Consider the following 15,796-nt stretch of genomic DNA (forward strand, 5'->3'; position numbering starts at 1 on the left):
CTCGGCATGGAGCCGCGCCACCGTGTCGCTGCCGGTCGTGGTGCACAGCCCCGGCACCACGGCATGGACGATCGCGCCCAGCCCGCCGACGATCATGATTCCCCCGAACCGTGCCGCGACACCGAAATGCTCGACATAGCTTTCGCCGACGCTTTCGGGATGTTCGGTAAACAGGCGACGGAACATGACGGGCATTCTCCTATGGCCGAGCGGTGATCCTATCATGGCGATGGGGATTGGCCAAATCAGCCTTTGGACGGGCTGACGAAGATGTCCTCGATCGTCAGCGCGAACAGCTCGGCGATCTTGAAGGCGAGGGGGAGCGAGGGATCGTAGCGCCCCGTCTCGATCGCGTTCACGCTCTGGCGGCTGACCTCCAGCCGCTCGGCTAGGTCCTGCTGGCTCCAGCCGCGCTCGGCGCGCAAGGCGCGGAGGTGGTTGTTCATCGCGCCGCCCGCCCTTCGAGAAAGGCGTTTAGGCATCCGCCGAGCCCCAGTCCGCCGAACCACAGCACGGTCGCATAATAGCTCGGCATGTGCGGAGCGAGGCCGAAATCCTCCAGAAAGCCCCAGGCGGTTACGACCGACAGCATGAAGCCGGTCGCCACCAGCGACTGGCGGACCAGCAGCATCCGTACATATTCGTCGCGCATCTCGATCAGCAGCCGGGCGATGACGGCGAACACCCCGATGATCGGCAGCGCGGGCAACAGCGCGACGACATAAGCGAGCAAGCCCGTGGGCGGCGCATGGCGGAACCACATATTCGCGCCCACCAGCGCGACGGCATACAGGCAGAAGGTCAGGAGCAGGCGATAAGTATAACGCTTCATTTCGGGGCGCAGGGACATGACGAACCTCCTTCAATGTGAAGGAGGCTTTACATGGAAAGTTCGCTTTACGTCAAGCGTCCTTTACGTCGCGGCGAGTTGCTCCACCATGTCCTGCGCCAACAGGCTGAGCGTGTCGTCGCGCGCGCCCATCACCACGATGCGGTCGCCCGCCCGCGCTTCCGCCACCAGTGCCTCCGCCGCCTGGGCACGGTGGGCGATGTGGCGGGCGTCGACGCCGCGCCCGCGCAGGTCGGCGGCGATGTCGGCGCTGGTCACTTCGCGCGCGACGGTGCCGCCGAAATAGGCCGGGTCGGGCAGGGCCAGCACGTCGCCCGCCCGCATGCGCGTGGCGATGCTGTCGACCAGTTCGCGGCGCATGACCTTCAGCGGGCCGTAGCCGTGCGGCTGGAACAGGATCAGCAAGCGTCCGGGAAAGGCATGGAGCGTGTCGAGCGTGGCGGCGATCTTGTCGGGGTTGTGCCCGAAATCGTCGATGACGGTGACGCCGCCCGCCTCGCCAACCTTCTCGAACCGGCGCTTCAGGCCGGTGAAGCGCTCGACCGCGCGGATCGCATCGATCAGCGGCACGCCCGCCGCCACGCTTGCGCCGATCGCGGCCAGCGCGTTGGAGACATTGTGGCGGCCCGGCACCGACAGCCGGACGTGATAACCCGCGCCGCCGGTGATCAGGTCGAACGAAATCGCGAACGGCTCGGGCTTCAGCGCCTCGGCGACCAGATCGCCCGCGCCCTCGACCGCGAAGGTGGTGAGGTTGGGGATGTCGGCCAGCAAGGCCGCCGTTTCGGCGTCGCCCGCATTGGCGACCACATGCCGCGCCCGGGCGGCGAAACCGCCGAACAGGTCGCGCAATTCCTCCAGCGACTTGTGATCCAGGCTGACATTGTTCAGCACCGCGATGGCCGGATTGTAGAGCGCGATCGAGCCGTCGCTTTCGTCCACCTCGCTGACGAACGCCGCGCCGCCGCCGACCAGCGCGCTGGCGAAGGGACTGTCGGTCGTGACGAAGTCTTTCATCACCGCGCCGTTCATCGCGGTCGGATCGCGCCCCGTTTCGTGCAGGATGAAAGCGATCATGCCGGTGACGGTCGACTTGCCGCTGGTCCCCGCCACGCCGATCGGCAGCGTGCTCTCGTTGAACAGGCTGGCGAGCATCTGCGCCCGGGTGGCACGGGGACAGCCCAGCCGGTTGGCCGCGACGATATCGGGCACCGTCTCCTCGACGGCGGCCGAGGCGATGACGAGCTGGTCGGGAGACACCACGCCCGACCCGTCCTGTGGGAATAGCGCGATCCCGGCGGCGCGCAACGCATCGAACTTGGCCGCAACGCGCCCCTGGTCGAGCCCCCGGTCGGAGCCCGATACCGTCTGCCCACGCGCGCGCAGGATCATCGCCAGCGGCATCATCCCCGATCCGCCGATACCCACCAGAAAACAGGAATTGCCGTTGGTCATGGCGCCACGCTATCGGCGAGTTGGCGGCACAGGGCAATGCCCGGCCGGATGGGGCTCCAAGGGGACGCGCTGAAATGAAGATCGGAATCCTCGCCCCCGCCAGCATCGGCAACCCCGCCGCCGAAGCGCCGGTCAGCGCCTTCGCCGCGATCGCCTATCCGGATGTCGACCTGATCTTCCACCCGCAATGCTATGAGCAGGACGGGCATTTTGCGGGGGCCGACGAGCGCCGCGCCTCGGCCTTTCTGGAGTTCGCGAACGATCCGGGCATCGACGCGATCTGGTTCCTGCGCGGCGGCTATGGATCGAACCGCATCCTATCGCGGGTCATGCCGAACCTGAACGCGGCGGCGGGGCACAAGACCTATATCGGCTATTCCGATCTCGGCTTCGTGCTGGCCGCGCTCTATGCCCGGCGGATCGGGCGGCCGGTGCACGGGCCGATGGCGAGCGATATCCGCCGCCAGCAGGGCGACGTGACCGTGGCGCGCTCGCTCGGCTGGCTGGTCAGCGGCGACCGGCAGGGGCTGGAGCCCGGGCTCGACGGGCGTCCGGCGGCGGCTTTCAACCTGTCGATCCTGTCCGCGCTGATCGGCACGCCCTGGCTCCCCGACCTGACCGACCATGTCCTGATCGTCGAGGAGGTGTCCGAGCATCTCTATGCGGTCGACCGGATGCTGTTCACCATGGCCAATGCCACCCAGTTAAAGGGCGTCGCGGGCGTCCGGCTAGGCGCGGTCAGCAACGTCCAGCCCAACGAGCCCGAATGGGGCGAGACGCTGGAGTTCATGATTCAGCGCTGGTGCACCGAGATGGGCGTGCCCTATCTGGGACGGGCCAGAGTGGGGCACACCCAGGACAATCATCTGGTGCCGTTCGGGATCGTGTGAGGGGAGAATGACGGTGAAGGCATGGATTCTGGCTATGGGCTTCGCGCTGGCCGCCACGGCGGCGACGGCGCAGACATCCTCCCCGTCGCAGATATTCGTATCCGCGACCGGCACCGCACTGGCCGCGCCCGATCGGGCGACCATCGCCTATACTGTCCGGGGGGAGGGGGCCACGTCGGACGAGGCGACGACGAAGCTGCGCGATCAGGCCAAGGCGATTCGCGCCGGCGCGGAGCAGGTCGTGCGTGGTGCGATGGAGCTTCACACCTCCGATCTTGCGATCGAGCCCGTACGGTCGCGCGAATGCAATAGCGGCTATGGCCAGGTCCAGCTTTCGACCGGCGCGTGCGCGATCCAGGGTTATGTCGCGACCATGCAGGTGATCGTCAACACTGCGCGGATCGGTGACGCAGGAACGCTGATCGGTGTCATCGGTCGGCTCGGGGGATTGCAGGCCCGGCTTCAGAATTACTGGCTCAGCGACTCCGAGCCCGTTCGGCAGAAGGCGATGCGCGCCGCACTGGCCGGGGCCAGGGCGCAGGCGCAGCTGATCGCGGAAGGATCGGGGCAGAAGCTGGGCCGATTGCTGCGGGTCCAGGACAGCAATTACCGCGAAGTCGTGATCGCGATGCCCGAAAGCGCACCGACCGGTGCATCCTCCGTGCCGCCGCCCCCGCCGCCTCCGGCCCCGGCGGCACCCATCCGCGTCGACCTGTCGCCCGCACCGATCGATATCAAGGTTACGTTGATGGCGGCCTACGCTATCGATCAATAGCGCTGGCATCTGCACGTGATGTCACCGATATGCTGTGTGTTGTTTGCGGAGAAAACGCCGCCATTCCTCTCCTGCGGATAATGATGTGGGTGAAGTCGGGCGACGTTGCTGCCGCTTCGCTCCACAAAGTGGATCAGGATCGACGGCTTATGAAGAATATTATTGTTGGCGGTGTTTCCGAAACTTGAGAGGGGTGTCCATCGTCTTTTCCTGCGGGGGGCGAAAGTAGGAGAGATATCATGGCAGACAGCAATGGCGGCGGTGGCCGCGACAACAATCCCGGCAATTTCGCCAACGACCGCGAAAAGGCGTCCGAAGCAGGGCGCAAGGGCGGCCAGGAAAGCGGCGGCAACTTCAAGAACGATCCCGAACGCGCCGCCGAGGCCGGCTCCAAGGGTGGCCAGGCCAGCCATGGCGGTGGCGGCCAGAACCGCTGATCCAGGCCGGACCGGTGGACTCGGGCGGCGGCGGTTTTGGACCGCCGCCGCCCTTTATTTCAAAAAAAACGGTTATGAGGGCATCGCATTAACCATTGGCGCCTAGGCCAGCGTCGATGGAAATGCGTAAGATCTGCACCGGATGCCGCGACGGTATCGATTTCGACATCCCGTTTGCGATGGCATTCCAGCCGATCGTCGACACGGCGACAGGCCGCCCCTTTGCCTATGAGGCGCTGATTCGCGGTGTCGCGGGTGAAAGTGCCTATAGCGTGCTGTCGCAGGTGACTGAGGCCAACCGCTATTCCTTCGACCAGGCGTGCCGTGTGAAGGCGATCGAGACCGCGATGGCCGCCGGGATCATGGACGGCGACGCACGCCTGTCGATCAACTTCCTGCCCAACGCCGTCTATTCGCCGATGGCCTGTATCCAGCTGACCCTGCGGACCGCCCAGGCGCAGGGGCTGCCCGTCGACCGCCTCATTTTCGAGTTCACCGAGAATGAGCAGATGGGCTCGCCCGAGCATGTCGCGAGCATCATCGACTCCTATAAGCAGATCGGCTTTTCGGTCGCGATCGACGATTTCGGCGCGGGCCATTCGGGGCTGGACCGCTTCGTGCGCTTCGCACCCGACGAGGTGAAGCTGGACATGGAACTGGTCCGCGACATCGACACCGATCCCCGCCGACGCGCCATCGTGCGTGCCATGGTCGGCATGTGCGCCGAGCTCGACACGCTGCTGATCGCCGAGGGGATCGAGACGGCGGCAGAGGCGGCGACGCTGAACGCATTGGGCGTTCGTTATCACCAGGGATATTGGTATGCCCGCCCCGCGCTGGCGCGGCTGCCGGAGGTTCGGGTCTACGCCTGACCGCCACCCCGTATACCTGACGGGGAATCTTCCCTATAGAGCCCCGCGCCCGGTTCTGCCGGTGCATCACCTATAGCTATCGAAGAGAGTATCCATGTCCGCGATGTTCCGTATCACGCTGCCCGACGGTTCCGTCCGTGAGGTCGCGCCCGGAACTACTCCCGCGGACATCGCCGCCGCGATCGGTCCGGGCCTGGCCAAGGCGGCGATCGCCGCGCGCGTCGATGGCGAGCTGCGCGACATCATGCGCCCGTTGGAGGGCGACTCCGTGCTCGCCCTGGTGACCGCGAAGGACGAGGCCGATGCGCTCGAACTCGCCCGCCACGACTATGCGCATGTTCTCGCCGAGGCGGTGCAGGCGCTGTTCCCCGGCACGCAGATCACCTTCGGGCCTGCGACCGACGACGGCTTCTATTACGACTTCGCGCCGAAGGACCGCCCCTTCACCGAGGAGGACCTGCCCGCGATCGAGGCCGAGATGCGCAAGATCATCGCGAAGGACGAGCCGCTGATCCGCGAGGTCTGGACCCGCGAGCAGCTGATCGAGCGTTGGACGCAGCAGGGCGAGAGCTTCAAGGCGCAATGGGCCGCCGAGCTGCCCGATGACGAGGAATTGACCGTCTACCGCGCAGGGCGCGGCGAGGACGCCTGGCTCGACATGTGTCGCGGTCCGCACCTGGCCTCGACGGGCAAGCTCGATCCCAACGCCTTCAAGCTGACCCGCGTGTCGGGCGCCTATTGGCGCGGCGACCAGAAGAACGCGATGCTCAGCCGCATCTACGGCACCGGCTGGCTCAACAAGAAGCAGCTGGCCGAGCATCTGACCCGGCTGGAGGAAGCCGCCAAGCGCGATCACCGCAAGCTGGGCAATGAGATGGACCTGTTCCACCTCCAGCAGGAGGCGCATGGCTCGGTCTTCTGGCATCCCAAGGGCTATCGCATCTGGCGCGAGCTGGAGGCCTATATGCGCCGCGCGATCGACGGCACCGGCTATCGCGAGGTGAAGACTCCGCAGGTGATGGACGCGCGCCAGTGGGAGCAGTCGGGCCACTGGGGCAAGTATCGCGAGAATATGTTCGTGATCCCCGACGAAGTGCCGAACGTCGAGGACGAAGGCCCGCTGGTGTCGGACGATGCGCAGTGGATGGCGCTGAAGCCGATGAACTGCCCGGCGCACGTCCTGATCTTCCGCCAGGGGATCAAGTCCTATCGCGACCTGCCGCTGCGCCTGTATGAAAATGGCTGCTGCCACCGCAACGAGCCGCACGGCGCGCTGCACGGCCTGATGCGTGTGCGCCAGTTCACCCAGGACGACGCGCACATCTTCTGCCGCGAGGACCAGATCGTCGAGGAGGTTCGCGCCTTCTGCGAGCTGGCGGACCGTATCTACAAGGATTTCGGCTTCACCTATTCGATCAAGCTGGCGCTGCGCCCCGAAAAGCGCTTCGGCACCGAAGAGATGTGGGACATGGCCGAGACTGAGCTGCGCGACGCGGTCGTGCGCGCCGGGCTGGCCACCGAGGCCTATGGCTGGGAAGAGCTGCCGGGCGAGGGGGCCTTCTATGCGCCCAAGCTGGAATGGCATCTGACCGACGCGATCGGCCGGACCTGGCAGGTCGGCACCATCCAGTCGGACCGCGTTCTCCCTGAGCGACTCGATGCGTCCTACATTGGCGAGGATGGCGAGCGGCATCGCCCGATCATGCTCCACCGCGCGATCTTCGGCTCCTATGAGCGGTTCATCGGCATCCTGATTGAGCATTATGCGGGCCGCTTCCCGGTCTGGCTGGCGCCGGTGCAGGCGGTGGTTGCGACGATCGTGTCGGACGCCGACGGTTATGCGGAAGAGGCGGCGGCCAAGCTGGCGGCGGCGGGCATCCGGGTCGAGACCGATCTGCGCAACGAGAAGATCAACTACAAGGTGCGCGAACATTCGGTCGCCAAGGTCCCCGTACTGCTGGTCGTCGGCAAGCGCGAGGCCGAGGAAGGCAAGGCCGCGGTCCGTCGTCTGGGCAGCCAGGCGCAGGAGATCATGACACTGGACGAAGCCATCGCGATGCTGCGCGAGGAAGCGACTCCGCCCGATCTGCGCGGCTAAATCAGCATTAAGTAATGGAAGGGGCGGGGCGTTTGTCTCGCCCTTTCAAATTCGGGCCCGATCGCTTATATTGAAATCGTAATTGCCACAGGAGAAATACCCATACGTCCTCCCATGATGCGCCGTCCGATGCAGGCGCCGCCGATGAACGGTCCTCGGTTCAACGAGTGGATTCAAAGCCCCAAGGTTCGCGTGATCGACCATGAGGGCGAGAACCTTGGCGTGATGTACACGCGCGAGGCGATGGCGCAGGCCCAGGAGCTGGGACTCGACCTGGTCGAGGTGTCGCCCAACGCCGATCCGCCCGTCGCCAAGTTCCTCGACGTCGGCAAGTATAAGTACGAGGCGCAGAAGAAGGCGAACCTCGCCCGCAAGTCGCAGAAGACGCAGGAGATCAAGGAGATCAAGATGCGTCCGAATATCGACGACCATGATTACGACACCAAGATGAAGAAGGTGGTCGAATTCATTGGCGAGGGCGACAAGGTGAAGGTCACCATGCGCTTTCGCGGCCGCGAGCTGAGCCATGGCCAGCTCGGCATGAACGTGCTCCAGCGCGTCGCCGAGCAGGTGGCCGAGGTCGCTAAGGTCGAAGCTTATCCGCGCATGGAAGGCCGCCAGATGCTGATGGTGCTGGCGCCCAAATGATGCGTGGCGACTCGGGGGGTGATCCTTCGAGTTGCGCGATGTTTTTCAGAACCCCTGGCGGCTCGATCGGCCGCTGGGGGTTTTGTTTTGGGGCGCGCAGAGGCGCGGAGGACGTAGAGGGTTTTAGCAGGTCGGGCGGGCGGCTCAGCCGGCCGCAAATGACTGGCCCACACTCCGTTCAGGTTAGGCAGGGGCCAAAGCTGGCGGGATCAGGATGTCTTGCGCCGTTGTTAGGATTGGGGGCGGCTGGGCAAAGGCGGACGTCACGGAAATCTATTCCTCCCCTGCAAGGGGAGGGGTGTCGCCGCCTGCGAGGGAAGGCCACCTCTCGAACCGGGACACCCCTCCGTCCGGCCTTCGGCCAGCCACCTCCCCTTGCAGGGAGGAAAGAGCGCCCCTCTGCCCAAAACAACCTCTGCGTTCTCCGCGCCTCTGCGCGAAACTCCCCCGCGAAGGTCTGGGAACCGCTAAGCCGCAATCTCCATCGTTTCCCCCGCCGCCGCGCCCAGCAGGCGTTTCTCCAGCGTCTTTAGTCGCCCGCTATTGGTGATCTGGTCCCCGGTCAGGTCGGTCAGATAGAACACGTCGACCGCACGCTCGCCATAGGTCGCGACATGGGCGGAGTGGATCGTCACCTTCGACTGGAACAGCGCATGGGCCAGCTGGTTGAGCAGCGCCGGGCGGTCGCGGGCATGGACCTCGACCACGGTGAAGCGATTCGACGCGCGGTTGTCGATCAGGACGTTGGGCGCGATGGGGAAGGCGTCGGCGCGCGGCCGGGCGTTGGGCTTGGCGACCAGCCGGTCCGACATCTTGTTGCGGTTGGCGAGCGCATCCTCGATCGCGCGGCGCAGGCGGGATAGCTGCCCCGGATCGTCGAAGGGGCGGCCCAGCGGGTCCTGGACCAGGAAATTGTCGATCGCCATGCCGTCGCGCGTGGTGTGGATGCGCGCGTCGATGATGTTGCCGCCCGCGACATGGATCGCGCCCGCGATACGGTAGAAGAGCCCCGGATGGTCGGCGGCGTAGATGGACACCAGCGTCGCACCCCGCTCGCCATAAACTTGCGCGTCGATCGATAGCTGCGCATCGCCCGCCGCCGCCATCTGGCGCGCGTTATGGGCCAGCACATCCTCGGGCTCTGCGATCCAATAGGCTTCGGGCAGGCGGCGGACATGCGCGGCGAACTTCGCCTCTGGCCAGCCGAGCAACTCGCCCAGCCGCGCCTGCTTGGCGGCGATCCGCTCGGTCCGCCCACGCTGTTTGTGGCCGAGGCGCAGCACCTCTTCGGCGGCTTCGTAGAGATCGCCGAGCAACTGGCGCTTCCACCCGTTCCAAGTGCCGGGCCCCACCGCACGAATGTCGACGATGGTCAGCAGGAGGAGCAGGCGAAGCCGCTCGGGGCTCTGCACCGTCTCGCAGAAGTCGAGGATCGTCTTGAAGTCCGACAGGTCGCGCTTGAACGCGGTGGCCGACATCAGCAGGTGCCAGCGGACCAGCCAGGCGACCGTCTCGGTCTCCGCCTCGCTCAAGCCCAGCCGGGGGCAGAGCCGCTCGGCGACTTCTGCACCCAGGATCGAATGGTCTCCGCCGCGCCCCTTGGCGATGTCGTGGAGGAGGACCGCGACATAGAGGACGCGGCGCGACACGATCTGGTCGATGATCGCGGAGGCGACGGGGTGCTCCTCGACCAGTTCCTGCCGCTCGATCCGGGCGAGCAGGCCCAGCGCGCGGATGGTATGTTCGTCCACCGTATAGTGGTGGTACATGTCGAACTGCATCTGCGCCACGACCCGGCCGAAATCGGGCATGAAGCGACCGAAGACGCCCGCCTCGTTCATCCAGCGCAGTACCAGTTCAGGGTCATGGCGGCTGGTCAGTACGTCGAGAAACAGGGCGTTGGCGCGGGGTGAGGTGCGGATATCGTCGGCGAGCTTGGCATCGCGCGACGCGGCCCGCATCGCGAGCGGATGCACCTCCAGCTCATAGCGGTCGGCGAGCTGGAATATCTCGATCAGCCGAACCGGGTCTTCCTGAAAAAAGTCGTCGCGCGGCAAAGCGAGCCTTCCGCGATCCAGGACGAAGCCGTTCAACCGTCGCGGACGGCGGCGGATGGTCGGCAGGCCGAAGCGATGCCCGCGCGCCGCGAACCGCTCGTCCAGATGCGCCAGGAACGCGCCGGTCAGCGCACCGACCGTCTTCACCTGCAGGAAATAGAGCTGCATGAACCGCTCGACCTTGGCCTTGCCGGGCCGGTCGGAGAAGCGCATCCGCTCGGCGATCTGGCGCTGCACGTCGAAGGTCAGCCGGTCCTCGCCGCGCCCGGTGATCAGATGCAGGTGGCACCGCACGGCCCACAGGAAATTGTCGGCGCGGTGGAATTGCCGATATTCCTCGCGGGTGAACAGGCCGCGCTCGATCAGCTCGGCGGCGCGCTCCACGTCATAGACATATTTGCCGATCCAGAAGAGCGCGTGCAGGTCGCGCAGGCCGCCCTTGCCCTCCTTCACATTGGGTTCGACGACATAGCGGGTGTCGCCCATCTTGCGGTGCCGCAGGTCGCGCTCGGCCAGCTTGTCGGCGATGAACTGGCGGTGCGAGTCTGTCTGGATCTCCGCCTTGAAGCGGCGCGCCGTCTCTTCGTACAGCGCCTGGTCGCCGCACAGGAACCGCCCCTCCAGCAGGGCGGTGCGCACGGTTACGTCGGCCTTGGCCTGGCGGATCGTCTCGTCGACCGAGCGGCTGGAATGGCCGACCTTCAGCCCCAGATCCCAGAGCGAATAGAGCATCGATTCGATGACCTGCTCGGCATGGGGCGTCTGCTTGAAGGGCGTGACGAAGCCGATATCGACGTCCGAATAGGGCGCCATCTCACCCCGGCCATAACCGCCGACCGCGATCAGGGTCAGCCGCTCGCCCGCCGTGGGGTTGCTCAAGGGGTATAGCGTCTCGGTGGTGAACTCGAACAGCACCTTCAGCACCTGATCGGTCAGGTATGCCTGCGCCGCCGCCGCCTCCAGCCCGCGCGAGGGATGGAGGGACAGCCTGCGCGCCACTTCCTGCCGCCCGGCGTCGAGCGCGGCGCGCAGCACGGGGGTGATCCGGGTGCGGCCTTCCGGCCCCGTAATGCCGAGCGCGGCCACCTGTTCGGCGAGCAGGCGACGATCGACGATGGCGCGGCGGTTGGGCAGGGATTCAAAGCGGCTGTGCATGGGGCCGTCATAGAGGCTGGGGATGAACAAATGGAGAGGGCACGGCATATTCCTGCCCTTGCAGGTCAGGAAGATTAGGACGCTTGGGCCCCACGTCCGACCGTGATAGCGAACGCCGCATGGCCGACCATCACGACATTCCCGCCCTGATCGCCGATATGGGCCAGCGTGCCCGTCATGCTGCCCGCACCCTGGCGCAGATGCCGACCGCCGCCAAGGCCGCGGCGCTGCGGGCCGCCGCCCAGGCGATCCACGAGGCACGCCCGGCCATTCTGGAGGCCAATGCCCGCGATATGGCGGCTGGGGCGGCGAACGGCCTGTCCCCGGCGATGCTCGACCGGCTGAAGCTGGACGAGGCGCGGATCGCAGGCATCGTCGCGGGCGTGGAGGCGGTCGCGGGTCTGCCCGATCCGGTCGGCGAGCGGATCGACGAACGGACCCGGCCCAATGGCCTGAACCTGTCGCGTGTCCGCGTGCCGGTGGGGGTGATCGGCATCGTTTATGAAAGCCGTCCCAATGTCACGGTCGACGCGGCGGCGCTTTGTGCGATGGCGGGCAATGCCGCGATCCTGCGTGGCGGGTCGGAGGCGGTGCACAGCAACCGCGCGCTGCAGGCCGCCTTTGCCGCGGGCTGGCGCGCGGCGGGCGGCCCGGCGGGTGCGGTGCAGCTGGTCCCTGTCACCGACCGCGCGGCGGTGGGGGCGATGCTGGCCGCCGACGGGCTGATCGACCTGCTGATCCCGCGCGGCGGCAAGAGCCTGGTCGCGCGCGTCCAGGCCGAGGCGAAGGTGCCGGTGCTCGCGCATCTCGACGGGATCAACCATGTCTATGTCGACGGGTCGGCCGATCATGAGATGGCGAGGCGGGTGGTGCGCGATGCCAAGATGCGTCGCACCGGCATTTGCGGCGCGATGGAGACGCTGCTGATCGACCAGGCCTATTGCCATCCCGCCGAACTTGTCGCCGAACTGGTCGATGCGGGCTGCACCGTGCGCGGGGACGAAGCCCTTCGCGAGATCGTCCCCGGTCTGGCTGCCGCCACGCCCGAGGACTGGGACACCGAATATCTCGATGCGATCGCCAGCGTGGCGCTGGTCGACGGGGTGGAGGGCGCGATGGCGCATATCGCCGCGCATGGATCGCACCATACCGACGCGATCGTCGCGCGCGACGAGGCCGTCGCCGAGCGTTTTCTGGCGGAGGTCGACAGCGCCATCGTGCTGTGGAACGCCTCGACGCAATTCGCTGATGGCGGCGAGTTCGGACTGGGTGCGGAAATCGGCATCGCGACGGGGCGGCTCCATGCGCGCGGACCGGTCGCGCTGGAGGGGCTGACCACCTATAAATGGGTCGGGCGCGGGACGGGCCAGATCCGCGCCGAGCATGGGGGATGAGGATCGGCCTGCTCGGCGGGTCGTTCAACCCCGCTCATAGCGGCCATCGCCGCATCACGCTGGACGCGATCCGCGCGCTCGGCCTGGACGAAGTGTGGTGGCTGGTGTCGCCAGGCAACCCGCTGAAGGACGGGGCCAGCGACATGGCCCCGTTCGCCGCACGGTTTGCCTCCGCCGCGAATATGGCCCGGCGCGCGCCGATCCGGGCGAGCGCGATCGAGCAGGAACTGCACACCCGCTACACCCTCGACACGGTGCGCGGCATCCAGCGTCGCTACCCCGGCCATGACTTCATCTGGTTGATGGGCGAGGACAATTTGCAGCAGTTTCACCGCTGGCGCGGGTGGCGATCGATTGCCCGTGCGATCCCGATTGCGGTTATCGGCCGTCCGGGGTACAATGCCGCCGCCCACGCGACACCCGCGCTGGGCTGGTTCAGGCGTTTCCAGAGGCGTCCGGGCCAGGCGAAGAACTGGACGATGTGGAGTTTGCCGGCCTTCGTGCTGTTGCGCTTCCGCCCCGACCCGACTTCCGCCACGGGCCTTCGGGCCCGCGATCCGGACTGGTTTCGGCATATGGGCCGAAACGTCCCCTGAACAGGAGCTCACTTGGCCACTTCCCCGCAATCGCCGCGTCCGTCCGATCCCGCCGAGGTGGAGGCGCTGCACCGCCTGATCCTCGCGTCGCTGGATGACGACCAGGCGGTGGAGACGATCTCGATCCCGCTCGCGGGCAAGTCCTCGATCGCCGATTTCATGGTGATCGCCAGCGGTCGCTCGACCCGGCAGGTCGCCTCGATGGCGATGAAGCTGGCCGAGAAGATCAAGGCCGAGTTCGGCCGTTCGGTCCGTATCGAAGGCCTGCCGACCGCCGACTGGGTGCTGATCGACGCGAACGACGTCATCGTCCACCTGTTCCGACCCGAAGTCCGTAGCTTCTACAATCTCGAGCGCATGTGGGCGTTCGGCGATGCGCCGACCCCGCCCGCGAGTCCTGCCGACCGCACCCTCTGACGCCTTAAGAGGCCGCCCGTGCTGCTGCATATCGTCGCGCGCGGGCGGATCGGCCGTTCGCCCGAGGCCGAGCTGGTCGACCGCTATATCAAGCGGATCGGCTGGCCGACCAAGGTCACCGAACTCCCCGACACCGGCGGCAAGGTGCCGCCGCTGGAAGGACAGGTGCGTCTGGTCCTGATGGACGAGAAGGGCGAGAACGTGTCCTCGATGGATTTCGCGCGTCGGCTGGAGCGCTGGCGCGACGACGGCGTGCGCGAGTGCCGCTTCATGATCGGCGCGGCGGACGGGTTCGAGGATGAAGACCGGGCGCGCGCCGATTTGCTCATCTCCTATGGCCGGGCGACCTGGCCACACATGATGGCGCGCGCGATGCTGGCCGAGCAGCTGTTCCGCGCGACCAGCATCCTGGCCAACCACCCCTATCACCGCGAGGGCTAGGGGCGTGCGGCAGCACCGGGCCATGTTGGCGATGGCGGGGCTGGCGCTGCTGGGCGCGACCGACATCGCCGCTGACCAGCGCCGCCTGGCTGATGCACGGGTCGGCGCGGCGGCGGCGCAGGCGCGGGCCCAGGCGCTGGAGAAGCAGGCGGGGGCCGAGCGCGATGCGGCGGCCATAGCCCAGGCGAAGGAACGCGCCATGGCCGCGCGCGTCGCGGCGGCCGAGGCGGAGGTGACGGCGGCGCGCGCGCGGGTCGATCTCGTCGCCGGGCTGCTCGAACAGCAACAGGCGCGGCTGGCCAAGGCGCAGGCACCGCTCGCGCATCTGCTCGCGGCGATGCAGAGCATGGCGGCGCGTCCGCCGGTGGCGGCCGTGGCGCAACCGGGATCGATCGCCGATCTGGCGCATGTCCGTGCGGTCTTCGGCACCATTGCGCCCGTCATCGCCGCGCGATCGGCGGCGGTGCGCAGCGAGCTGGCCGCGACCCGCCGGGTCCAGGCGCAGATGACCGTGGCGGCGCGAGCGCTGGCCGGGACCACGACCAAGCTGGAAAGCGAACGCCAGGCACTCGCGAAGCTGGAGGCCAGCCACCGCGACCGGGCCGAGGCGCTGGGCCAGGTGGCGGTCGACGAGTCCAACCGCGCGCTGGCGCTGGGCGAGGCGGCGCGCGATATCGTCGACCGCATGGCCGAGCGTGGCGAGGCGCAGGCGACGGCGGGCGAGCTGCTGGCGCTGCCGGGACCCGTCTCGCGCCCGCTCGCGCCCGGTGTCATGGGGCCAGTGATCGCGCAGGGCACCTATCGCCTGCCGGTCAAGGGCAAGGTCGCGAGCGGCTTCGGCGAGATTTCCGACGCCGGTGTCCGCGCGCGCGGCATCACGCTGGCGACCGTTCCCTACGCCTCCGTCGTCGCGCCCGCGGGCGGCGAGGTGCGTTATGCGGGCGTGTTCCGGGGCTATGGCGGCATCGTCATCGTCAACCACGGTGCAGGCTGGACCAGCCTGGTGACGGGCCTAGGCGGCATCGCGGTCAAGCCGGGGCAGCGCGTGGCCGCTGGCGCGGTACTGGGCCGGGCAGGGCGGGGGCATAACGGTGTCGAGCCGCGCGTGACCGTGGAACTGCGCCGTGACGGACGACCGATGGATATCGCCGCGATCCTGGGGTGAGGGGCGGTTTTGCATCGTTGCTGGACTATGATCCGACAAGCTGGAGGCCCCCGGAATGCGATTAAATTTCTGGTACTGACTCCCAGATGGGGGCCTCCGGGTATCGCTGACCGTTTCGCAATCGGAAGCATCGGAGCCCGGTGCTGAGATCGGCTTACTTTTTACCGACACCTTCACGATACGCGCGGCGCACGGAAGCAGGCGCTTTGTTCATGAACAGAAGGATCGCATAACCGGGGCAGTATCGAGCGCTGGCAAGATGCGGGTCAAAGATCGCAGTTTCGTCCTGCGGATCGTACGCATCGCAGAAGTCTCGAGCCGCTCGGTCTACGCGCTCCACGAGCTCGTTCCGCCCAGCCGAGGTATCGAGCGCGAGGTCGGTGTAGCGCACCACCATGTCGGGTGGTGGATGCGGCGTCGTGCGGGGCGTTGCACAGGCGGACAGCAGAAGTGCGTTCAGCACCCATGATCGTTTCATGGCTTTGCCTTTTTAGGAGGGCCGACAGCCTCCGTGGCGTGGCACGCACGCGGCTGAAGACGGATGAT

General features: G+C 66.9%; 17 protein-coding genes. 11 read left to right on the plus strand and 6 right to left on the minus strand.

The genetic code is table 11. The annotated features are described in order from the left end of the window. The 4 genes from SB4_RS12095 to SB4_RS12110 all read right to left on the minus strand — a co-directional run. On the minus strand, window positions 1-186 hold a 186-nt coding region (locus tag SB4_RS12095; RefSeq protein ID WP_241488605.1), incomplete at its 3' end, for a DUF6356 family protein. A 59-nt stretch (window positions 187-245) separates the two neighbouring features. Next, complete coding sequence (locus SB4_RS12100; protein WP_058734169.1) at window positions 246-446, minus strand: helix-turn-helix transcriptional regulator; 201 nt, start codon at window positions 444-446, stop codon at window positions 246-248. Beyond that, a complete protein-coding gene (locus SB4_RS12105) occupies window positions 443-850 on the minus strand; it encodes a hypothetical protein (protein WP_058752770.1) in 408 nt (135 codons plus the stop codon). Before SB4_RS12105 ends, SB4_RS12100 begins: the two co-directional genes overlap by 4 nt. A 63-nt stretch (window positions 851-913) precedes the next feature. Beyond that, a complete protein-coding gene (locus SB4_RS12110) occupies window positions 914-2,305 on the minus strand; it encodes a UDP-N-acetylmuramate--L-alanine ligase (protein ID WP_058752771.1) in 1,392 nt (463 codons plus the stop codon). A gap of 74 nt (window positions 2,306-2,379) precedes the next feature. Here SB4_RS12110 and SB4_RS12115 point away from each other — a divergent pair, with 74 nt between their 5' ends. The 6 genes from SB4_RS12115 to infC all read left to right on the plus strand — a co-directional run bounded on the left by SB4_RS12115 (window position 2,380) and on the right by infC (window position 8,025). Then, the gene (locus SB4_RS12115) at window positions 2,380-3,195 is read left to right on the plus strand and encodes an LD-carboxypeptidase (RefSeq protein WP_058752772.1); all 816 of its coding nucleotides are present in this window, start codon (window positions 2,380-2,382) and stop codon (window positions 3,193-3,195) included. 13 nt (window positions 3,196-3,208) lie between these two features. Continuing rightward, a complete protein-coding gene (locus SB4_RS12120; RefSeq protein WP_394664541.1) occupies window positions 3,209-3,970 on the plus strand; it encodes an SIMPL domain-containing protein in 762 nt (253 codons plus the stop codon). A gap of 239 nt (window positions 3,971-4,209) precedes the next feature. Continuing rightward, window positions 4,210-4,407, plus strand: coding sequence for a con-10 family general stress protein (locus SB4_RS12125; protein ID WP_058715219.1), 198 nt, complete (start codon window positions 4,210-4,212; stop codon window positions 4,405-4,407). A 122-nt stretch (window positions 4,408-4,529) separates the two neighbouring features. Next, on the plus strand, window positions 4,530-5,279 hold the full coding sequence (locus SB4_RS12130) for an EAL domain-containing protein (RefSeq protein ID WP_193753810.1): 750 nt from the start codon (window positions 4,530-4,532) through the stop codon (window positions 5,277-5,279). Between the two features lie 94 nt (window positions 5,280-5,373). After that, complete coding sequence (thrS, locus tag SB4_RS12135) at window positions 5,374-7,377, plus strand: threonine--tRNA ligase (protein WP_058752773.1); 2,004 nt, start codon at window positions 5,374-5,376, stop codon at window positions 7,375-7,377. Between the two features lie 114 nt (window positions 7,378-7,491). Continuing rightward, window positions 7,492-8,025 (plus strand): translation initiation factor IF-3, encoded by a 534-nt coding sequence (gene infC, locus SB4_RS12140; RefSeq protein ID WP_037569087.1) that lies wholly within the window; start codon window positions 7,492-7,494, stop codon window positions 8,023-8,025. Between the two features lie 467 nt (window positions 8,026-8,492). Here the strand turns inward: infC and SB4_RS12145 are convergent, their stop codons facing one another. After that, complete coding sequence (locus tag SB4_RS12145) at window positions 8,493-11,237, minus strand: [protein-PII] uridylyltransferase (RefSeq protein WP_058752774.1); 2,745 nt, start codon at window positions 11,235-11,237, stop codon at window positions 8,493-8,495. A gap of 119 nt (window positions 11,238-11,356) precedes the next feature. Between SB4_RS12145 and SB4_RS12150 the strand changes: the two genes are divergently transcribed. From SB4_RS12150 to SB4_RS12170, 5 genes are read left to right on the plus strand one after another with little or no spacing between them, the layout of a single operon-like run. Beyond that, entirely contained in the window at window positions 11,357-12,631 is a 1,275-nt protein-coding gene (locus tag SB4_RS12150) for a glutamate-5-semialdehyde dehydrogenase (RefSeq protein ID WP_058752775.1), read from the plus strand. Next, entirely contained in the window at window positions 12,628-13,227 is a 600-nt protein-coding gene (locus tag SB4_RS12155; protein ID WP_058715215.1) for a nicotinate-nucleotide adenylyltransferase, read from the plus strand. Before SB4_RS12150 ends, SB4_RS12155 begins: the two co-directional genes overlap by 4 nt. A gap of 12 nt (window positions 13,228-13,239) precedes the next feature. Further along, a complete protein-coding gene (gene rsfS, locus SB4_RS12160; protein WP_058752776.1) occupies window positions 13,240-13,644 on the plus strand; it encodes a ribosome silencing factor in 405 nt (134 codons plus the stop codon). Window positions 13,645-13,662: 18 nt separating this feature from the next. Then, entirely contained in the window at window positions 13,663-14,085 is a 423-nt protein-coding gene (locus SB4_RS12165) for a 23S rRNA (pseudouridine(1915)-N(3))-methyltransferase RlmH (RefSeq protein ID WP_058752777.1), read from the plus strand. A gap of 4 nt (window positions 14,086-14,089) precedes the next feature. Beyond that, the gene (locus SB4_RS12170) at window positions 14,090-15,250 is read left to right on the plus strand and encodes a murein hydrolase activator EnvC family protein (protein ID WP_241488606.1); all 1,161 of its coding nucleotides are present in this window, start codon (window positions 14,090-14,092) and stop codon (window positions 15,248-15,250) included. Window positions 15,251-15,404: 154 nt separating this feature from the next. Here the strand turns inward: SB4_RS12170 and SB4_RS12175 are convergent, their stop codons facing one another. After that, the gene (locus tag SB4_RS12175) at window positions 15,405-15,728 is read right to left on the minus strand and encodes a UrcA family protein (RefSeq protein ID WP_082670146.1); all 324 of its coding nucleotides are present in this window, start codon (window positions 15,726-15,728) and stop codon (window positions 15,405-15,407) included. Between the last annotated feature and the right edge of the window lie 68 nt (window positions 15,729-15,796).

Origin of the sequence: Sphingomonas sanguinis (genome assembly GCF_001476905.1) — a bacterium.
Lineage (GTDB): Bacteria > Pseudomonadota > Alphaproteobacteria > Sphingomonadales > Sphingomonadaceae > Sphingomonas > Sphingomonas sanguinis_B.

Bases quoted from the DNA above. Each gene is read 5' to 3' on its own strand.
- SB4_RS12100 (WP_058734169.1), bottom strand. From the start codon at position 446: ATGAACAACCACCTCCGCGCCTTGCGCGCCGAGCGCGGCTGGAGCCAG.
- SB4_RS12105 (WP_058752770.1), bottom strand. From the start codon at position 850: ATGTCCCTGCGCCCCGAAATGAAGCGTTATACTTATCGCCTGCTCCTG.
- SB4_RS12110 (WP_058752771.1), bottom strand. From the start codon at position 2,305: ATGACCAACGGCAATTCCTGTTTTCTGGTGGGTATCGGCGGATCGGGG.
- SB4_RS12115 (WP_058752772.1), top strand. From the start codon at position 2,380: ATGAAGATCGGAATCCTCGCCCCCGCCAGCATCGGCAACCCCGCCGCC.
- SB4_RS12125 (WP_058715219.1), top strand. From the start codon at position 4,210: ATGGCAGACAGCAATGGCGGCGGTGGCCGCGACAACAATCCCGGCAAT.
- SB4_RS12130 (WP_193753810.1), top strand. From the start codon at position 4,530: ATGCGTAAGATCTGCACCGGATGCCGCGACGGTATCGATTTCGACATC.
- thrS (WP_058752773.1), top strand. From the start codon at position 5,374: ATGTCCGCGATGTTCCGTATCACGCTGCCCGACGGTTCCGTCCGTGAG.
- infC (WP_037569087.1), top strand. From the start codon at position 7,492: ATGATGCGCCGTCCGATGCAGGCGCCGCCGATGAACGGTCCTCGGTTC.
- SB4_RS12145 (WP_058752774.1), bottom strand. From the start codon at position 11,237: ATGCACAGCCGCTTTGAATCCCTGCCCAACCGCCGCGCCATCGTCGAT.
- SB4_RS12150 (WP_058752775.1), top strand. From the start codon at position 11,357: ATGGCCGACCATCACGACATTCCCGCCCTGATCGCCGATATGGGCCAG.
- SB4_RS12155 (WP_058715215.1), top strand. From the start codon at position 12,628: ATGAGGATCGGCCTGCTCGGCGGGTCGTTCAACCCCGCTCATAGCGGC.
- SB4_RS12175 (WP_082670146.1), bottom strand. From the start codon at position 15,728: ATGAAACGATCATGGGTGCTGAACGCACTTCTGCTGTCCGCCTGTGCA.